Raw genomic sequence first — 17,631 nt, 5'->3', positions numbered from 1 at the left:
CCGACGGTTCTTCGTCCCTGTCCCCACGGGCGCCCGAAGCCGTCCGCAAGAGAGAGTGTGAGGGTGCTCGTACTCGTCGCTCCCGGCCAAGGCGCCCAGACGCCCGGCTTCCTGACTCCCTGGCTCGAACTCCCCGGCGCCGCCGACCGCATCGCGGCCTGGTCGGACGCGATCGGGCTCGACCTCGTTCACTACGGCACGAAGGCCGACGCGGACGAGATCCGTGACACCGCCGTGGCGCAGCCGCTGCTCGTCGCCGCCGGCCTGCTGTCGGCCGCCGCGCTCGGCGACGTGTCGCCCGGTGTCGTCGCCGGTCACAGCGTCGGCGAGTTCACCGCCGCCGCGTTCGCGGGCGTCCTCGACGACACCGCCGCGCTGCGTCTCGTACGGACCCGGGGGCTCGCGATGGCCGAGGCCGCCGCGATCACCCCCACCGGCATGTCCGCGCTGCTCGGCGGCGACCCCGAGGTCACCGTCCCGCACCTGGAGAAGCTCGGTCTGACCCCGGCCAACGTGAACGGCGCGGGCCAGATCGTGGCCGCCGGCACCCTGGAGCAGCTGGCCGCCCTGGAGGCGGACAAGCCCGAGGGCGTCCGCCGGGTCGTCGCGCTCAAGGTCGCCGGCGCCTTCCACACCTCCCACATGGCCCCGGCCGTGGCGAAGCTGGAGGAGGCGGCGAAGGAGCTGTCCCCGGCCGCCCCGGCCACCCGCTACGTGTCGAACAAGGACGGGCAGGTCGTCACCGACGGCGCCGAGGTGGTGGCCCGGCTGGTCGGCCAGGTCGCCAACCCGGTCCGCTGGGACCTGTGCATGGAGACCTTCCAGGCCCTCGGCGCGACCGCGCTGGTCGAGGTGTGCCCCGGCGGCACCCTGACCGGCATCGCCAAGCGGGCCCTGCCGGGCGTGGCCACGGTCGCCCTCAAGACTCCCGACGACCTGGACGCGGCCCGTACGCTCATCGCTGAGCACGCGGCCGTCTGACAAGGAGTGTCGAGAAGCATGTCGAAGATCAAGCCCAGCAAGGGCGCCCCGTACGCGCGGATCCTCGGTGTCGGCGGCTACCGCCCCACCCGGGTCGTGCCGAACGAGGTGATCCTCGAGAAGATCGACTCGTCCGACGAGTGGATCCGCTCGCGCTCCGGCATCTCCACCCGCCACTGGGCCTCCCCGGAGGAGACCGTGACCGCGATGTCGGTCGAGGCCTCCGGGAAGGCCGTCGCCGACGCCGGGATCACCCCGGAGCAGATCGGCGCCGTGATCGTCTCCACGGTCTCGCACTTCAAGCAGACCCCGGCCGTCGCCACCGAGATCGCCGACAAGATCGGTGCCGGCAAGCCGGCCGCGTTCGACATCTCCGCCGGCTGCGCGGGCTTCGGCTACGGCCTGACGCTCGCCAAGGGCATGATCGTCGAGGGCTCCGCGGAGTACGTGCTGGTCATCGGCGTCGAGCGGCTCAGCGACCTGACGGACCTGGAGGACCGCGCGACGGCCTTCCTGTTCGGCGACGGCGCGGGCGCCGTGGTCGTCGGCCCCTCGGACGAGCCGCACATCGGCCCCACCGTCTGGGGTTCCGAGGGCGACAAGTCCGAGACCATCAAGCAGACCGTCCCGTGGAACGAGTTCCTCCCCCAAGCTCTCGGCTCCGCTCGAGCAGGGGGGACCCCCGTCGGCGACGTCGCCACGCTTCCGCTCGACAGCAGTGGCGAGATCAAGTTCCCCGCCATCACGCAGGAGGGTCAGGCGGTCTTCCGCTGGGCCGTCTTCGAGATGGCGAAGGTCGCCCAGCAGGCGCTGGACGCCGCCGGGATCTCGGCGGACGACCTCGACGTCTTCATCCCGCACCAGGCGAACATGCGGATCATCGACTCGATGGTGAAGACGCTGAAGCTGCCGGAGCACGTCACGGTCGCCCGTGACGTCGAGACCACCGGCAACACGTCCGCGGCCTCGATTCCGCTCGCCATGGAACGACTCCTGGCGACCGGCAAGGCGAAGAGCGGCGACACGGCTCTCATCATCGGCTTCGGGGCGGGTCTCGTCTTCGCCGCCACGGTCGTTACCCTCCCCTAGGCACTCCGGTTCTCCCGGACGCCTTTTCACCAGTAATCACAAGAAGGAGCGCCACCATGGCCGCCACCCAGGACCAGATCGTCGAAGGCCTCGCCGAGATCGTCAACGAGATCGCCGGCATCCCGGTCGAGGACGTCCAGCTGGACAAGTCCTTCACCGACGACCTGGACGTCGACTCGCTCTCCATGGTCGAGGTCGTCGTCGCCGCCGAAGAGCGCTTCGACGTCAAGATCCCGGACGAGGACGTCAAGAACCTCAAGACGGTTGGCGACGCTGCCGACTACATCCTGAAGCACCAGGCCTGATTCGGCCCTCGCTGACTCGGTCCGCCACCCGGCGGTGGCGCCGTATTCCGACCATCACACACATGGAGAACGAATTCCTGTGAGCTCGACCAATCGCACCGTGGTCGTCACCGGTATCGGCGCAACCACACCGCTGGGTGGCGACTCCGCGTCGACCTGGGAAGGTCTTCTCGCGGGGCGCTCCGGCGTCCGGCCCCTGGAGGGCGAGCGCTTCGCCGAACTGCCCGTGCAGATCGCCGCGACCGCCGCCGTCGACCCCGGTGACGTCCTGCCCCGCCCGCTCGCCCGCAAGCTGGACCGCTCGGCGCAGTTCGCGCTGATCGCGGCCCGTGAGGCGTGGGCCGACGCGGGCTACACCGCCCCGGCCGGCGAGGACGCGTCCGTCGTGCCCGAGCGGCTCGGGTCGGTCATCGCCTCCGGCATCGGTGGCGTAACGACTCTGCTGGACCAGTACGACGTGCTGAAGGACAAGGGCGTCCGCCGCGTCTCCCCGCACACCGTGCCCATGCTCATGCCGAACAGCCCCTCCGCGAACGTGGGTCTGGAGGTGAACGCCCGGGCGGGCGTCCACACCCCGGTCTCCGCGTGCGCGTCGGGTGCCGAGGCCATCGGCTACGCCGTCGAGATGATCCGTACCGGCCGTGCCGACGTGGTCGTCGCCGGCGGTACCGAGGCCGCGATCCACCCGCTGCCGATCGCCGCCTTCGCCAACATGATGGCGATGTCGAAGAGCAACGACGAGCCGACGAAGGCCTCGCGCCCCTACGACACCGGCCGTGACGGCTTCGTGCTCGGCGAGGGCGCCGGCGTGGTGATCCTGGAGTCCGAGGAGCACGCGAAGGCCCGTGGCGCCCGCGTCTACTGCGAGGTCCTTGGTCAGGGCCTGTCGGCCGACAGCCACCACATCGCGCAGCCCGAGCCGACCGGCCGGGGCATCGCCGCCGCGATGCAGAACCTGCTCGACGCGACGGACCTCAAGCCGTCCGAGGTCGTCCACCTCAACGCGCACGCCACGTCGACGCCGCAGGGCGACGTCGCCGAGATCAAGGCGCTGCGGAAGATCCTGGGCGACGACCTGGACCACGTCGCGATCTCCGCGACGAAGTCGATGACCGGCCACCTCCTGGGCGGCGCGGGCGGCATCGAGACCGTCGCGACGGTCCTGGCGCTCCACCACCGGCTGGCCCCGCCGACGATCAACGTCGACGAGCTGGACCCGGAGGTCGACGCCGACATCGTCCGCGGCGAGCCCCGCGAGCTGCCGCAGGGCACGATCGCCGCGATCAACAACTCGTTCGGCTTCGGCGGCCACAACGTGGTGCTGGCGTTCCGCACGGTCTGACGCGCGCCGCACGGCCTGACGGAGGCCCGCCCCCTGCCCGGGGGCGGGCCTCCGTCGTGTGCTCCGGCCTTGTTCGGGGGCGCGCCGCGGGGACCGGGGGCCGCGGTCGGGCGGCGGCCCCGGCGGGCCGTGACGGGGGGTCAGACGACCTGGTGCAGCCAGCGGACGGGGGCGCCCTCGCCCGCGTACCGGAAGGGCTCCAGCTCGTCGTCCCAGGGTTTGCCGAGCAGCCGGGCGATCTCGGCCTCCAGCTGGGTCTCGCCCTGCGCGGAGCGCGCGAGGGCGGCCCTCAGCCGGTCCTCGGGGACCAGGATGTCCCCGTGCATGCCGGTGACGGCGTGGAAGATGCCCAGGTCGGGGGTGGCGCTGTACCGCTCGCCCTCGGCCGTGGGGCAGGGCTCCGCGGTGACCTCGAAGCGGAGCAGCTGCCAGCCGCGCAGCGCCGAGGCCAGTTCCGAGGCGGTGCCGGTACGGCCCTGCCAGGAGAGCTCGGCTCTCCAGGTGCCGGGGGACGCCGGCTGCCGGATCCAGTCGAGCTGGACCCTCGCACCGAGGACGCCCGCCACCGCCCATTCGACGTGCGGGCACAGCGCGCGCGGTGCGGAGTGTACGTACAGGACTCCACGTGTCGTCACCGGGACCTCCAGTGTGGGACGAGGTTCGCCTTTTCCCAGCGGCCTCAGTAAACAGCATCAGGAGCAAAAGGTCACAAACCATCAAAAAGGGGACAGGATGTGACGTGATGTAATTTACCGGAGCCGGTCGGCAAAGGTGCCTCTGGTTCGACGGGGGAAAAGCTACCGTGCCGCGCCGCCATCGGTGTGACGTACGGTCGGTCCGGGGGCGGGCGAGCACGAGGCTTTCACCCGCCAGGACGCCGAAGGAGGGGCCGGGGATGCGCGGCCGACGCAGGATCCGTACCGCCGTCGCGGCACTGCTGTGCGCGGGGTCGCTGGCAGGCTGCACCGCCGGGGAGCCCGCGGAGAGAGCCCCGGGGACGGCGGCCACGCCGCAGAGGACCCCGAAGCCCGCCCCGAGTCCGAGCTCGCTGTGGGACGTCTCCCCCGCCTCCGTCGCCGCCGTCGGCGACTCCGTCACCCGCGCGTTCGACGCCTGCGCGATCCTCGCGGACTGCCCCGAGTCCTCCTGGGCCACGGGCACGGACACCGCCGTGAACAGCCTCGCGCTGCGCCTGCTGGGCCCGGAGAAGGCCGCCACCCGCAGCTGGAACCTGGCGAGGTCCGGGGCCCGCATGGCGGAGCTGCCGGAGCAGATGGCCGCGGCTGCCGCCGAACGGCCCGAGCTGGTCACGGTGATGATGGGCGCGAACGACGCCTGCCGGGCCACGCCGAGGCTGATGACACCGGTCGCCGACTTCCGGACCCAGTTCGAGACGGCGCTCGCCCGGCTGCGGAAGGACGCGCCGAAGGCGCAGGTGTACGTGGCGAGCGTGCCGTCCCTGATGCACCTGTGGTCGACGGGGCGGGTCCTTCCGATGGGTCTCGAGGTGTGGAAGCTGGGCGTCTGCGGGGCGATGCTGGCGGACGCGGCGGACCTGGGCGCCTCGGCGGAGCGGCGGCGCGCGGAGGTGCAGGACCGGGTGGTGGCGTACAACCGGGTGCTGTCGGAGGTGTGCGCGAAGGACGAGCGCTGCCGGTACGACGGCGGGGCGGTCTTCGGATTCCGTTTCGACAGCGCGCAGTTGAGCCCCTGGGACTTCTTCCATCCGAGCCGGGAGGGACAGGCGCGGCTCGCGGAGCTCGCGTACCGGCGGATCACGGCGGGGTGAGGACCCCGGGGCGGTTGTCAGGTGCCGCCCCGGGGCCGGTCTCGGGTGCCGCCGGGATCAGATCTCGACGGTGACGGTCAGACGGGCGGCCGTGAGGGAGCGGGCCGCCACGACCTCGTAACCGCCGTGGACGAGGGTCCAGCCGTTCTGCTCCTCGTCCCAGATCTCGAAGGCGCGCCGGGGCAGCGTGATCCGGGCCTCCACGGTCTCGCCGGGGCCCGCCTCGACGCTCGCGAAGCCGGCCAGCCAGCGGGCCGGGCGCTCCACCGTGTCGTCCACGGGCGCCAGGTAGACCTGGACGACCTCGCGGCCGGGGCGGTCGCCGGTGTTGGTGAGCCGGACGGTCGCGGTGCCGGGGCCGGCCGCCAGGGCGTCGTACGACCAGGTCGTGTAGCCGAGGCCGTGGCCGAAGGCGTACGCGGGGACGGCGGCCGCCCGGTCCCAGGCGCGGTAGCCGACGAACACGCCCTCGGCATAGTCGAGCCGGCCCCCGGTCGGGGTGGTCTCGGTGACGGGGACGTCCGCGAGGGCGACGGGCCAGGTGGTGGGGAGGCGGCCGCCGGGCTCCTCGGCTCCGGTGAGGACGTCGGCGAGGGCCGCGCCGCCCTCCTGGCCGGGGAACCAGCCGAGCAGGATCGCGGCCACGTCCTCGCGCCAGGGCAGTTCGACCGGGGAGCCGGCGTTGACCACGACGACGGTGTTCGGGTTGACGGCGGCGACGGCTCGTACGAGGTCGTCCTGGCGGCCGGGCAGGGCGAGGTCCTTGCGGTCGAAGCCCTCGGACTCGACGCGCTCGGTGGTGGCGACGACCACGACGGCGGTGTCGGCGGCGCGGGCCGCCTCGACGGCCTCGGCGATCAGTTCGTCGGGGTCACGGCGCGGACCGAGGTGGACGAAGGAGAACATGACGGCCGGCAGCGGGGCCGCGAACTCCTTGTCGAGGGTGTGGAGCAGGGACACCTCGACGGTCTCGCCCGCCGTGAGCGTCACCTTGGCGCGCTCGACCGGGGAGCCGAAGAAGGCCTCGAAGGGGTCGGTCTCGGGGCCCATGGCCTGCACGCCGTCGTAGACGGTCTCGCCGCCGACGGTGAGGGTGAAGGCGCCGAGGCCGCGGGTGCCGAAGGAGTGCTCGCCGGACTCGCGCGGGGTGAAGGTGCCGGTGACCTCGATGGAGGCGAGGGCCTCGTGGGTGACGCCGGCCGGGAGGTCGTCGCCGATCCACTGGACCTGGCCGTTGGGCAGGGAGCCCTCGCCGAGCACGGCGCCGGAGGCGTCGCGGCAGCGGGCGCGCAGGGCGAAGCCGGGTGAGACGGAGCCGGCCGGGGTGAGTTCCTCGCTGGGGTCGGCGCCCAGGTGGTAGGTGAGCGCGCCGTCGGCGAGCGCGGCGGTGATGCCGTCGAGCGGGGAGACGACGTGGTCGGGGAAGACCTGGGCGGAGCCGCCGCCGAGGATGCGGGCGTCGCGGGCGGCGGCGCCGGAGAGGGCCACGGTCGCGCCGGGCCGCAGGGGCAGCGCGCCGTTCTCGTTGCGGACGAGGACGAAGCCGCGGCGGGCGATCTCGCGGGCGAGCGCGTCGCCGTCGATCGCGGCCGGCGGCTCGGCGACGGCGGGCGGGGCGCCTTCCAGGGCGCCGACGCGGGCGGCGAGCCGCAGGACGTTCCGTACGGCCGTGTCGACCGCGGACTCCTCGGCCTCGCCGGCGCGGACGGCGGCGGCGAGGGCCTCGCCGTAGACGGTCCGCGGGCCCGGCATGGCGACGTCGAGACCGCCCGCGAGGTCGCCGGTGGTGGAACGGGCGGCCATCCAGTCGGAGACGTTGGCGCCGTCGAAGCCCCACTCGCCGCGCAGGACCTCGTTGACGAGCTGGTGGTGCTCGGTCATGGTCACGCCGTTGACCTGGTTGTAGGCGGTCATGATGCCCCAGGGGCGGGCGTTCACGACGATGGCCTCGAAGGGGGCGAGGTAGAGCTCCCGGAGCGGGCGCGGGGCGATCCGGTTGTCGACGGTGAAGCGGTCGGTCTCGGCGTCGTTGGCGACGAAGTGCTTGACGGTGGTGCCGACGCCGCCGTCCTGGACGCCCTGGACGTAGCCGGTGCCGATGGCGCCGGTGAGGAGGGGGTCCTCGCTGTAGGCCTCGAAGTGGCGGCCGCCGAGCGGGGTGCGGTGCAGGTTGACCGTGGGGGCGAGCACGACGTGGACGCCCTTGCGGCGCGCCTCCTGGGCGAGGAGGCGGCCCGCGCGGCGGGCGAGGGCGGGGTCCCAGGCGGCGGCGAGCGCGGTCGGGGACGGCAGGGCGACGGACGGGTCGTCGGCGGTCCAGCGGACGCCGCGGACGCCGATGGGGCCGTCGGACATGACCACGGACGTCAGGCCGATCTCCGGCAGGGCGGGCAGGGACCACATGTCCTGGCCGGCCAGCAGCCGCGCCTTGGTGTCCAGGTCGAGTTTGGCGAGCGCCGCCTCGACGGCCTCCTCGCGGGCCCTGTCGGCCGCGCCCTCCGCGCCGTCCGCGCCGTCCGCCGCCGTGCCCGCTGCCGTGCCCGGGCTGGTCTCCGTCATGGCCGTACCTCCTCGTTGACGTACCGATGACCCCGATGCCGCCATCGTGCCCCGCGTTACCTGTAGATCGGTAGGTGATGTTACTTCTTCGTTATCATAGGACGGGGTACGGTCCTGGTGCGGAAGCGACGAGCGGAGAGGGGCCGGGACGATGGTGCGGGCCAGGACCGAGGAGCGGCGGGCGGAGATCCTGCGCGCGGCCCTCGAAGTGATCGCCGAGCGCGGCTACCGGGGCGCCACCCTCGGCTCCGTCGCCGAGCGCGTCGGCCTCACCCAGCAGGGACTCCTGCACTACTTCCCGACGAAGGAGGCGCTGCTCGTCGCCGTCCTGGAGGAGCGCGACCGCTGGGACACGAGCGGCGGCCGGGACCGCGAGGGCTGGCGGCTCGACCTGATCGAGTCGCTCGTCGAGTACAACGCGATGCGGCCCGGCATCGTGCAGACCTTCTCCGCGCTCCTCGGCGAGAGCGTCACGGACGGCCATCCGGCCCGGGAGTTCTTCACCGAGCGGTACGCGCAGGTCCGGACGAACATGGCGCAGGTGCTGCGGCTGGAGTTCGGCGACCGCCTGCCGTCCGGGCTGAGCCCGGAGCGGGCGGCGCCGCTCCTGACGGCGGTGATGGACGGCCTCCAGTACCAGTGGCTCCTGGACCCGGCGGCGGTCGACATGCCGGCCGTCTTCCGCGACTTCCTGCACCTGCTGCACGGGGACGCGGACCACGAGCCCCGGCCGGGCGGGATGATGGGCGCATGATCGTCGCAGCCACCCAGTTCGCCCCGGTCGCCGGGGACGTCGCCGCCAACGCGGACACCGTCGCCGGGCTGGTCCGGGCCGCCGGGGCGGAGGGCGCCCGTCTGGTCGTCTTCGCCGAGCTGTGCCTCAGCGGGTACGAGCCGACGCTGATACGGGACACCCCGGGGCTGGTCCTCACCGAGGACGACCCGCGGCTCGACCCCGTACGGGAGGCCTGCCGCGCGGTGTCGGCGGCGGCCGTCGTCAGCGGGCCGGTGCGGGCGGCGGACGGCCGGCCCGCGGTCACGACCCTGGTCCTCGGCCCGGACGGCGCACTCCTCGCCCGCTACGACAAGCAGCACCTGTACGGGATCGAGCGGGAGGTCTTCGTCGCGGGGGCCGCCGACGGGCGGTTCGTGCTCGACGGGGTGCGGTTCGCGACGGCCACCTGCTACGACAACCGCTTCCCCGAACTGGCGGCGCGCGCCGCCGAGGACGCCTGCGCGGTGTACCTGGCGAGTTCGGTGCTCGCCGCCGACAACGACTCGTTCGCGACGGTGTACCCGGTACGGGCCCGGGACTTCGGCCTGTACGTGGTCCTCGGGAACGTCCTCGGGGCCAACGAGGACGGCGTGGGCGGCGGCGCGGCCGGCGCCTGGGGCCCGGACGGGGCCCGGATCGCGGACGCGGGCGGCACGGAACCGGGGTTCGTACTCGCCGAGGTCGGCCCTCCGCGCCGGTGACGCACGCGGAGAGCCGGGCGGCCGTGGGACTTCGGCCGCCCGGCTCCGGGGAACGCCGTCACGGAACCCCCCGGTCCATGACGCCGTCCCACCCCCTTACGGGGCGCTCAGGCCCAGCGTGTACGCGCCGGAGCCGCTGTACGCGTGGACGACGTACCGGTAGTAGCCGGCGGTGCCGTTGTAGCTGGTGTTCTCATCGGCCGTCGCGGTGCCGCCGACGGCGACGTCGACCCAGCTCGCGCCGTTCCACTTCTGCAGGTAGAGGTCGTAGTCCTTGCCGGCCGGACCGCGCAGGCAGCCCACGTGGGTGCCGGAGGTCGCCGAGTAGTAGTAGGAGCCGTCCGGCTGGACCGCCCGCTGGCCGGAGGTCAGGCTGCCCTGGTAGGTGTGCTCGGAGTTCGCGCAGCCGGTGGGCGGGGTCGTGGTGCCGACCGACAGCTGGTAGGTGACCGCGTGGGTGGCGGAGCCCGTACCGGTGACGGTGATCGGGTAGGTGCCGTTGGCCGTGCCCGCCGCGACCTGGACGGTCATCGTGGACGAGGAGCCGGAGGTCACCGAGCTCGGGCTGAAGGAGACGGTGACACCGCTCGGGGCGCCGCTCGCGGAGAGCTGGACGGTCTGCGCGCTGCCGCCGGTGGTGCTGGTGTTCACCGTGGAGGTGACGGAGGCACCGGGCTGGACCGAACCGGAGGACGGGTTCAGGGCGAGCGAGAAGTCCGGGGTGGTGGTGCCGCCGCAGTCGGTCTCACCGGACTGGGCGGGCACGCCGATCGCGTTCCAGGCCGCCTTCACCGCGTTGCACTCGACGCTGCCGTAGGTGTTCTTGGCGCTGGTCAGGGTCGCCCTGCGGGCGGCCAGGTGGTTCCAGGAGGAGGTCTTCATGAGCAGGGCGCCCATGAAGATCTTGCCGGCCTTCTGGATGCCGACACCGGTCACCGAGGACGGACCGCCGGAACATATGGGGCTGTTGGGCTTTCCGCCGCCCGGGTTGGAGCCCTCGGCGAGCAGGTAGAACCAGTGGTTCTGCGGTCCGGCCGCCGCGTGCACCTCGGTGCCCGAGTTCAGCTGCGGGTAGCAGTTGGGGTCGTTGCCGACGAGCGAGGGGTTGTACATGTTCCGGATCGGCTTGCCGTCGCCGAAGAAGTTGACCTTCTCGCCGACCGTGTAGTCCGGGGTGTCGTTCGGGTTGTTGGCGTAGTGCTCGGTGAGCGCGCCGAAGATGTCGCCGGTGGACTCGTTGAGCCCGCCGTTCTCGTTGGAGGAGCCGGCGCTGCCCGGGGTCCGGTCGAAGATCTCGTGGCCGTACTCGTGCGCCACGACGTCGATGCCGGTGAGCTGGTTCGAGCCGGTCTGGGCCCGCCCGTACGTCGTCTTCGTACCGTCGTAGTACGCGTTGACCTCGGAGAGTCCGGCGCGGGCCGGGACCATGCCGCCCTGGCCGTTCTGCCCGTTGTAGCCGAACCACTCCTTGAGCATGGAGTGTTCCTTCTGCGCCGCGTACATGATGTCGACGCAGGCGGTCACCAGGTCGTTGGCGCCGTTGTTGCCCCAGGGCGAGGAGCCCGTGTACGCGCTGCCGTTCTGCCCGCCGCACTTGAAGGCGCCGCGGCTGGTGTCGGTCATGGAGCCCGCGGCGGTGTCGATGGTGACGTTGCCGTTGTGGTAGCCGCGGCCGTCGGCGTGCAGGATCTTGTCGGTGGCGCGGGCGACGGAGCCCGTACGGGCGTCGACGAAGGTGTCGAGGGAGCTCGGGGCGCCCTTGGCGGTCCGGCCGACGACCAGCGTGTGCCAGGTCAGGACGGCCTTGCCGCCCTTGAGGAGCACGGTCAGCTCGGGGGCGCTCGCGCTCTCCACCGAGGCGAGCTGCCCGCGGGCGGTGGTGAGGGCCTCGGCCGCGGTGACCTTCGCCCGCGTGGAGACCTTGATCGCGGGCGCCGGGGCGCCGGTGACCTCGCGGACCTTTCCGGAGCTGTCGGAGAGGACGACCGCGTCGCCGCCGCCGGCGACCGGAAGGCCGCGGTAGGTGCGCTCGTACGAGGCGTAGTACAGGCCGTTCGTCCACGGGGTGACCGAGGTCCGGACGAGTTCCTCGTCGGTGCCGTGCCGGAGCTCGTCGAGTCCGCTGGCCGCGGCGCCGTCGGCGGCGGCGAGTGCGAGGGACCTGCCCTGGCCCGGGGGTACGGGCTGCGCCTTCGGGGCCGCGGTGGCGGTGCCGGCGAGGGCGGTCGCGAGGCTCGCCGAGAGCGCCAGGGCGGCCACGGCCGCCGTGAGTCTGCTGGGGTGCAACGTCTGCTCCGATCGGGGTGGGATCGTGGTGGGGGAGACGGATCGTCGCGCCGAGTATGGGCGTGCACATGACTTGTTCGGGACATCTCATCCGGCATAAGACGCGGGTTATGGTGCGGCCGCGCGGTGCTGCGTACGCTGCTGAAATGCAGCTGGAGTTGAGGCATCTGGAGGCCGTCTGCCGGATAGCGGAAGCGGGCAGTCTGGGGCGCGCCGCCGGCCGTCTCGGGGTCTCGCAGCCCGCGCTCTCCGCGCAGCTCCGGCGCATCGAGCGGGTCGCCGGCGGGGAGCTGTTCCTGCGCGGCCGCAACGGTGTGGAACCCACCCCGCTGGGCGAGTTCGTACTCTCCAAGGCGCGGCTCGTCCTCGGCGAGATGGACGCGCTGGCCGCCGGGGCGCGGGCCGTCAGCCACGACACCCCGCTGCGTCTCGGCTGCATCCTGCTCGTCCTGGTGGACGGGCTGCTGGGGCAGCTGGAGCGGGTGATGGCCGGGCAGGACATCGCGGTGACCGTGGAGCACTCGGCGACCACCCTGACCCGGCAGCTCGGCGCGGGCCGGTACGACGCCGTGCTGTACGGCGAGGTCAACGAGCACGAGGTGACCCTGCCCGCGGGCACCACGGCCCGGACGCTGGTCCCCCGGGAGCCGTTCTGCGTGCGTCTCTCGGCCGCGCACCCGCTGGCCGGGAAGGAGCGGATCGCGCTGGCGGAGCTGGCCGGCGAGTCCTGGATGACGCTCACGGAGGACGACGACGGGGGGCCGGAGGCGCTGGTCGCCGCGTGCGCGAAGGCCGGGTTCACGCCCGCGCTGCGGCACCGGGTCGCCGACCGGAAGATGCACTACGACCTGATCGCCTCGGGCCGGGCGATCTCCCTGAGCCAGCCCACCGCGCCACACGCCGAGGGCACGGTCCTACGGCCGCTGGCGGGCGACCCGGTCCTGGGCAGGATCCGGCTGGCCTGGAACCGGGCGGCGGTCCCCGCCCGGCAGGCGGAGCTGCTGTACCGGGCGGCGGTCCACGCCTATCTGGCGAACGTGGACAACAACGCCTTCTACCGGGAGTGGTGGGACGCCCGGCCGGAACTGCACCCCGTCCTCGACGTCTGAGCCGGCGTCCCGGCCCGCCTCAGCGGGGAAGGCGCGGCAGGCCCTTGCCGCCGCCGGGGGCGGGCAGACCGCCGTCCGCGCGGCCGGCCCCGGGGGAGGTCTCGTCCCGGTCGTCGCGGTCGTTCTCGCCGCCCAGCTCGCGGGCCATCAGGGTGGCGCCGGCGACCGCTCCCGGCATCAGGAAGACGGCGACGAAGGGCACGATGAAGGCGAGGGTCAGCGGAACGCCGAAGCCGAGGACGGCCAGCCGGCGGCCGCGGAGCAGCGTCAGGCGCTCCTTGAGCTCGACGCCGCGGCGCTGGAACGCGACGGCCGTCAGCTCCTCGGCGAGGAAGAAGCCGGAGACGCAGAAGCCGAGGACGGGGACGACGGTCTGGCCGACCACCGGGATGAAGCCGCAGGCGAAGAGGAGGATGCCGTAGAAGGCGACCCGGAGCAGGACCCGCAGGCTGTCGCGGGCCGAGATCCACAGCTCCCGCCAGAGCGGCAGCCCGGACTCGGGCACCTCGCCGCCTTCGGTGCGGTCGACCTCCTCGGAGAGGGACTCGTAGAAGGGCTGGCCGACCAGCAGGGTGACGGCGGTGAAGGTGATGACCGCGAGGAAGAGGCCGAAGGCGAAGACCAGGGCGGTCAGGGCGCCGCGGAAGGCCGTGAGCCAGGGGGAGGACCAGTCGTCGGCGAAGGGGGTGACCCAGGAGACCAGGTCGTCGGCGCCGTAGCCCAGGCCGACGAGCGCGCCCGCGTAGAGCACGAGGGTCACGAGTCCGGGCAGCAGTCCGAAGCCGAACCACCGCCCGTGCGTGGCCACCCACTTCTGGCCCTTTACCAGGTAACCGAAACCCACCCCGAGATCGCGCATGGGACTCACCCTATCGGTGGATCCCGGGCGCCCGCGTGGCGCCCGACATGCGGCGAGGACCGCACCCCGACGGGTCGGGGTGCGGTCCTCGGCGGCTCGGCCCGGCCGGCCGGTGGGCTCAGACGGCGAGCTCGACCGTGATGTTGCCGCGGGTCGCCTTGGAGTACGGGCAGACCTGGTGCGCCTTCTCGATCAGGCTCTTCGCCGTCTCGGCGTCCACGTTGGGGATCGACGCCGAGATCTTGACGATGATGCCGAAGCCGTCGTCGTTCTTGCCGATGCCCACCTCGGCGGTGACCGTCGAGCCGGTGATGTCGGCCTTCTCGTTGCGGGCGACGACACCGAGCGCGCCCTGGAAGCAGGCGCTGTAGCCCGCCGCGAAGAGCTGCTCGGGGTTGGTGCCCTCGCCGGAGCCGCCCATGGCCTTGGGCGGGTTCACGACGACGTCGACCTTGCCGTCGTCGGTGGCGACACGACCGTCACGCCCGCCCTCGGCGGTGGCGACGGCGGTGTACAGGACGTCGGAGTGCTGGATCGGCATGCGAGGTACTTCCTTCATCGGTTCGCCGCGACTCGCGCCCACGATCGCGGCGGCTGAGGGAAGACTAACCGGTCACCGAGACGATCATCTTTCCGGTGTTGTCCCCGCGGAGCAGACCGAGGAAGGCGTCCACGCCGTTCTCGATGCCCTCGACGAAGGTCTCGCGGTGCTTGAGCTCGCCGGAGGCGAGCCAGCCGCCGACCTCCTGGACGAACTGCTCCTGGAGGCCGTAGTGGTCGCCGACGAGCACGCCCTGGAGCCGGAGCCGCTTGCCGATGATCATGGCCATGTTGCGCGGGCCGGGGACCGGCTCGGTGTCGTTGTACTGGGCGATCATGCCGCAGATGGTGGCGCGGCCGTGCACGTTGAGCGAGGAGATCGCGGCTTCGAGGTGGTCCCCGCCGACGTTGTCGAAGTAGACGTCGATGCCGTCCGGGGCGGCCTCGCGGAGCTGGTCCTTGACCGGGCCGTTCTTGTAGTTGAAGGCGGCGTCGAAGCCGAGCTCCTCGACGAGGAACTTCACCTTCTCGTCGGAGCCGGCCGAGCCGATCACGCGGGAGGCGCCGCGCAGCCGCGCCATCTGGCCGACCTGGCTGCCGACGGCACCGGCGGCGCCCGAGACGAAGACGGCGTCGCCCTCCTTGAAGGAGGCCACGTCGAAGAGGCCGGCATAGGCGGTGAGGCCGGTCATCCCGAGGACGCCGAGGTAGGCGGAGAGCGGGGCGAGCGCCGGGTCGACCCTGGTGGCGTGCTGGGCCGGGACGTCGGCGAACTCGCGCCAGCCGAGGCCGTGCAGGACGTGGTCGCCGACGGCGAAGCCCTCGGCGTTGGAGGCGACGACCTCGCCGACCGCTCCGCCGTCCATGGGGCGGTCGAGCTGGAACGGCGGGATGTACGACTTCACGTCGTTCATGCGGCCGCGCATGTACGGGTCGACGGAGAAGTGCAGGTTCCTGACCAGGATCCGGCCCTCGGCGGGCTCGGTGACGGGGGTCTCACGGAGCGCGAAGTCCGCGGGGGTCGGCCAGCCGTGCGGACGGGCGACGAGGTGCCACTCACGGCTGGACGCGGGAAGAACGGACATGAGCACGGCCTCCAGAGAACGTACGAAAAGCTTCAGATCACAAAAGGTTCACTACCTGAAACAACCATGCACCTGGATATTTCATGTTGTCAAGCATCCGGGTAGGATGGGGGCATGGCCACCCCACGCACGGACCCCGTGACCCTCGAAGTCGTCGAGCTGATCGGCACGGTCGTCGCGCGCTACTACGAGGAGTACGAGCAGGCCGCCGCGCAGCACGCGCTGACCGGCGCGCAGGCCCGGGTCCTCGGCCTGCTCTCGCTGGATCCGCTGCCGATGCGCCGCATCGCCCAGAAGCTGAAGTGCGAGCCGTCCAACATCACCGGGATAGTGGACCGCCTGGAGGCCCGCGGCCTGGTGGAGCGCCGCCCGGACCCGGCGGACCGCCGCGTCAAGCTGGCCGTCCCCACGGAGCAGGGCCGCGCGACGGCCCTCCGGCTGCGCGAGTCCCTGGACTTCGCGCGGGAGCCGCTCGGCGAGCTGACCGAGGTCGAGCGGACACTGCTGCGGGACCTGCTCAAGCGGATGCTGGGCGTCCAGCCGGAGGTCTAGGGCGGCGCAGGGGCCGGGGGCCCGGCGAGCCCGGCTCGCCCGGGAGCCCGGGGGCCGGACCGCGCCGGTCAGGCCGGAGCCTGGGGCCCGGACCGCGCCGGTCAGGCCGGGAGCCCCGGGACCGAACCGACTTGGTCAGGCCAGGGCCCGCGCCGGTCAGGCCGGGACGGCCTCCCGGGCGGAGCCGTCGAAGGGCGGGCAGTCCTCGGTGCCCGCGCGCTCGGCCGCGTCGATGTAGAGGGCGAGCGCGTCGCGGGACCGGGCCAGCTGTTCCATCCGGTCCTCGATCCGCCCCAGCCGCGACCGCATGGCGGCCAGCAGCTCGGGGCAGCCGACCAGCTCCGGGGCCTCGCCGACCGCGCACGGCAGCAGATACGCGATGTCATCCGAGGACAGCCCCGCGGCGAGCAGATGCCGGATCTGCCGCACCCTCAGCACGGCGCCCTCGTCGTACTCCCGGTACCCGTTGGCGCCCCGGCCGGCCTCCAGGAGGCCCTGGGCCTCGTAGTAGCGCAGCTGATGGGCGTGGACACCCGTCCGACGGCTCAACTCCCCTATCCGCACCGCAACCCCGCCCTCGATCCCGTACGCGCCCGCTTGACCTTCACACCGGTATCAACGTTCACGATGCTGCCATGACCGACAGAACAGCCGCACCCGTGAACGCATCCGCCACCGCCCCCGTGACCGTCGTCGGACTCGGCCTGATGGGCCGGGCCCTCGCCGGTGCCTTCCTGGCCGCCGGACACCCCACCGTCGTGTGGAACCGTACGTCTTCCAAGGCCGCCGACCTGGTGGCCCGGGGTGCGCGCCTGGCGCCCTCGATCGGCGCCGCGCTCGACGCGAGCCCCCTGACGGTCGTCTGCCTCACCGACTACGACGCCGTGCACGAGCTGCTCGGCGCGGACGGCGTGACCCTCGACGGCACGACCCTGGTCAACCTGACCTCGGGCGACTCGGCCCAGGCCCGCGCGACCGCCCGCTGGGCCGGACTCCGCGGCGCCCGCTACCTGGACGGCGCCGTCATGGCCGTCCCGCCCGCGATCGGCACCGCCGAGGCGATCGTCCTGCACAGCGGCCCCCGGGCGGACTTCGACGCCCACGCCCCCGCCCTCGCGGCGCTCGGCACCGTCAGCCACCTCGGCGAGGACCACGGGCTCGCGTCCCTGTACGACGTGGCGGGCCTGGCCATGATGTGGAGCGTCCTGAACGCCTGGCTCCAGGGCACGGCCATGCTGGGGAAGGCGGGCGTCGACGCGGCCACGTACGCGCCGTTCGCCCGGCGGATCGCCACCGAGGTCGCCGGCTGGCTCCCGGGGTACGCCGAGCAGATCGACGCCGGCTCCTTCCCGGCCGAGGCGTCGGCCCTGGAGACGGACGCGCGGGCGATGGAGCACCTGATCGGCGAGAGCGAGGCGCTGGGCGTCAACGCCGAACTGCCGAAGCTGTTCAAGGCGATGGCCGACCGCGCGATCGCCGCGGGCCACGGCGGGGAGCAGTACCCCGCCCTGATCGAGGAGTTCGGCAGGCCCGGGAAGGACTGACGCCGCTCACCGCGGTTCGGGGGCGGTGGCGGATGCGTTCACGGGTGCGGCTGTTCTGTCGGTCATGGCAGCATCGTGAACGTTGATACCGGTGTGAAGGTCAAGCGGGCGCGTA

Annotated in this window: 17 protein-coding genes; 10 read left to right on the top strand and 7 right to left on the bottom strand. The window is 72.7% G+C overall.

Translation table 11 applies throughout. The features are described from left to right. The first annotated feature begins 63 nt into the window (after positions 1 to 63). The 4 genes from EAO70_RS19985 to fabF all read left to right on the top strand — a co-directional run bounded on the left by EAO70_RS19985 (position 64) and on the right by fabF (position 3,717). Positions 64 to 981: an ACP S-malonyltransferase gene (locus EAO70_RS19985; RefSeq protein ID WP_148004245.1), complete on the top strand. Its 918-nt coding sequence runs from the start codon at positions 64 to 66 to the stop codon at positions 979 to 981. Between the two features lie 18 nt (positions 982 to 999). Beyond that, positions 1,000 to 2,070, top strand: a complete 1,071-nt coding sequence (locus tag EAO70_RS19980; protein ID WP_148004244.1) for a ketoacyl-ACP synthase III — start codon at positions 1,000 to 1,002, stop codon at positions 2,068 to 2,070. A 56-nt stretch (positions 2,071 to 2,126) separates the two neighbouring features. Further along, positions 2,127 to 2,375, top strand: coding sequence for an acyl carrier protein (locus tag EAO70_RS19975; protein WP_015033413.1), 249 nt, complete (start codon positions 2,127 to 2,129; stop codon positions 2,373 to 2,375). Positions 2,376 to 2,454: 79 nt separating this feature from the next. Further along, positions 2,455 to 3,717 (top strand): beta-ketoacyl-ACP synthase II, encoded by a 1,263-nt coding sequence (gene fabF / locus EAO70_RS19970; protein WP_148004243.1) that lies wholly within the window; start codon positions 2,455 to 2,457, stop codon positions 3,715 to 3,717. Between the two features lie 140 nt (positions 3,718 to 3,857). On the opposite strand, the gene EAO70_RS19965 is transcribed toward fabF, so the two are convergent. Further along, a complete protein-coding gene (locus EAO70_RS19965; RefSeq protein ID WP_148004242.1) occupies positions 3,858 to 4,352 on the bottom strand; it encodes a DUF3145 domain-containing protein in 495 nt (164 codons plus the stop codon). A gap of 260 nt (positions 4,353 to 4,612) precedes the next feature. Here EAO70_RS19965 and EAO70_RS19960 point away from each other — a divergent pair, with 260 nt between their 5' ends. Next, positions 4,613 to 5,506 carry an SGNH/GDSL hydrolase family protein gene (locus EAO70_RS19960; protein WP_148004241.1) on the top strand — a complete coding sequence of 298 codons (894 nt, stop codon included), beginning with the start codon at positions 4,613 to 4,615 and terminating at the stop codon, positions 5,504 to 5,506. 57 nt (positions 5,507 to 5,563) lie between these two features. Here EAO70_RS19960 and EAO70_RS19955 read toward each other — a convergent pair whose 3' ends face one another. After that, positions 5,564 to 8,065 carry a glycoside hydrolase family 3 protein gene (locus EAO70_RS19955; protein WP_148004240.1) on the bottom strand — a complete coding sequence of 834 codons (2,502 nt, stop codon included), beginning with the start codon at positions 8,063 to 8,065 and terminating at the stop codon, positions 5,564 to 5,566. Positions 8,066 to 8,216: 151 nt separating this feature from the next. Here EAO70_RS19955 and EAO70_RS19950 point away from each other — a divergent pair, with 151 nt between their 5' ends. Together EAO70_RS19950 and EAO70_RS19945 are read left to right on the top strand one after the other, a co-directional pair. Next, on the top strand, positions 8,217 to 8,819 hold the full coding sequence (locus EAO70_RS19950; RefSeq protein WP_148004239.1) for a TetR/AcrR family transcriptional regulator: 603 nt from the start codon (positions 8,217 to 8,219) through the stop codon (positions 8,817 to 8,819). Further along, entirely contained in the window at positions 8,816 to 9,541 is a 726-nt protein-coding gene (locus tag EAO70_RS19945) for a carbon-nitrogen hydrolase family protein (RefSeq protein ID WP_148004238.1), read from the top strand. The genes EAO70_RS19950 and EAO70_RS19945 overlap by 4 nt, the downstream gene beginning before the upstream one ends. Positions 9,542 to 9,637: 96 nt before the next feature. Here EAO70_RS19945 and EAO70_RS19940 read toward each other — a convergent pair whose 3' ends face one another. Beyond that, on the bottom strand, positions 9,638 to 11,827 hold the full coding sequence (locus EAO70_RS19940; RefSeq protein ID WP_261992953.1) for a M4 family metallopeptidase: 2,190 nt from the start codon (positions 11,825 to 11,827) through the stop codon (positions 9,638 to 9,640). 146 nt (positions 11,828 to 11,973) lie between these two features. On the opposite strand from EAO70_RS19940, the gene EAO70_RS19935 reads away from it, so the two are divergent. Beyond that, entirely contained in the window at positions 11,974 to 12,936 is a 963-nt protein-coding gene (locus tag EAO70_RS19935; RefSeq protein ID WP_148004237.1) for a LysR family transcriptional regulator, read from the top strand. Positions 12,937 to 12,955: 19 nt separating this feature from the next. Here EAO70_RS19935 and EAO70_RS19930 read toward each other — a convergent pair whose 3' ends face one another. From EAO70_RS19930 to EAO70_RS19920, 3 genes are all read right to left on the bottom strand, one after another. Then, positions 12,956 to 13,795: an EI24 domain-containing protein gene (locus tag EAO70_RS19930; protein WP_148004236.1), complete on the bottom strand. Its 840-nt coding sequence runs from the start codon at positions 13,793 to 13,795 to the stop codon at positions 12,956 to 12,958. 118 nt (positions 13,796 to 13,913) lie between these two features. Continuing rightward, on the bottom strand, positions 13,914 to 14,336 hold the full coding sequence (locus tag EAO70_RS19925) for an organic hydroperoxide resistance protein (RefSeq protein WP_148004235.1): 423 nt from the start codon (positions 14,334 to 14,336) through the stop codon (positions 13,914 to 13,916). A 64-nt stretch (positions 14,337 to 14,400) separates the two neighbouring features. Further along, positions 14,401 to 15,420, bottom strand: a complete 1,020-nt coding sequence (locus EAO70_RS19920) for an NADP-dependent oxidoreductase (protein ID WP_148004234.1) — start codon at positions 15,418 to 15,420, stop codon at positions 14,401 to 14,403. 114 nt (positions 15,421 to 15,534) lie between these two features. Here EAO70_RS19920 and EAO70_RS19915 point away from each other — a divergent pair, with 114 nt between their 5' ends. Beyond that, entirely contained in the window at positions 15,535 to 15,972 is a 438-nt protein-coding gene (locus EAO70_RS19915) for a MarR family winged helix-turn-helix transcriptional regulator (RefSeq protein ID WP_148004233.1), read from the top strand. Positions 15,973 to 16,128: 156 nt separating this feature from the next. Here EAO70_RS19915 and EAO70_RS19910 read toward each other — a convergent pair whose 3' ends face one another. Then, a complete protein-coding gene (locus tag EAO70_RS19910) occupies positions 16,129 to 16,536 on the bottom strand; it encodes a MerR family transcriptional regulator (RefSeq protein ID WP_148004232.1) in 408 nt (135 codons plus the stop codon). 71 nt (positions 16,537 to 16,607) lie between these two features. On the opposite strand from EAO70_RS19910, the gene EAO70_RS19905 reads away from it, so the two are divergent. Then, complete coding sequence (locus EAO70_RS19905; protein WP_148004231.1) at positions 16,608 to 17,516, top strand: NAD(P)-dependent oxidoreductase; 909 nt, start codon at positions 16,608 to 16,610, stop codon at positions 17,514 to 17,516. Positions 17,517 to 17,631: the final 115 nt, after the last annotated feature.

Origin of the sequence: Streptomyces sp. adm13(2018), from assembly GCF_008042145.1 — a bacterium.
Classification (GTDB): Bacteria; Actinomycetota; Actinomycetes; order Streptomycetales; family Streptomycetaceae; genus Streptomyces.
The sequence above is the reverse complement of the archived record's forward strand: the minus strand, read 5'-3'. Positions and strand labels throughout refer to the sequence as shown.

What these genes read in the sequence shown, in the direction of transcription:
- EAO70_RS19950 (WP_148004239.1), top strand. Translation starts at nt 8,217, where the DNA reads ATGGTGCGGGCCAGGACCGAGGAGCGGCGGGCGGAGATCCTGCGCGCG.
- EAO70_RS19935 (WP_148004237.1), top strand. Translation starts at nt 11,974, where the DNA reads ATGCAGCTGGAGTTGAGGCATCTGGAGGCCGTCTGCCGGATAGCGGAA.
- EAO70_RS19920 (WP_148004234.1), bottom strand. Translation starts at nt 15,420, where the DNA reads ATGTCCGTTCTTCCCGCGTCCAGCCGTGAGTGGCACCTCGTCGCCCGT.
- EAO70_RS19915 (WP_148004233.1), top strand. Translation starts at nt 15,535, where the DNA reads ATGGCCACCCCACGCACGGACCCCGTGACCCTCGAAGTCGTCGAGCTG.
- EAO70_RS19980 (WP_148004244.1), top strand. Translation starts at nt 1,000, where the DNA reads ATGTCGAAGATCAAGCCCAGCAAGGGCGCCCCGTACGCGCGGATCCTC.
- EAO70_RS19960 (WP_148004241.1), top strand. Translation starts at nt 4,613, where the DNA reads ATGCGCGGCCGACGCAGGATCCGTACCGCCGTCGCGGCACTGCTGTGC.
- EAO70_RS19925 (WP_148004235.1), bottom strand. Translation starts at nt 14,336, where the DNA reads ATGCCGATCCAGCACTCCGACGTCCTGTACACCGCCGTCGCCACCGCC.
- EAO70_RS19930 (WP_148004236.1), bottom strand. Translation starts at nt 13,795, where the DNA reads ATGCGCGATCTCGGGGTGGGTTTCGGTTACCTGGTAAAGGGCCAGAAG.
- EAO70_RS19975 (WP_015033413.1), top strand. Translation starts at nt 2,127, where the DNA reads ATGGCCGCCACCCAGGACCAGATCGTCGAAGGCCTCGCCGAGATCGTC.
- EAO70_RS19905 (WP_148004231.1), top strand. Translation starts at nt 16,608, where the DNA reads ATGACCGACAGAACAGCCGCACCCGTGAACGCATCCGCCACCGCCCCC.
- EAO70_RS19945 (WP_148004238.1), top strand. Translation starts at nt 8,816, where the DNA reads ATGATCGTCGCAGCCACCCAGTTCGCCCCGGTCGCCGGGGACGTCGCC.
- EAO70_RS19955 (WP_148004240.1), bottom strand. Translation starts at nt 8,065, where the DNA reads ATGACGGAGACCAGCCCGGGCACGGCAGCGGGCACGGCGGCGGACGGC.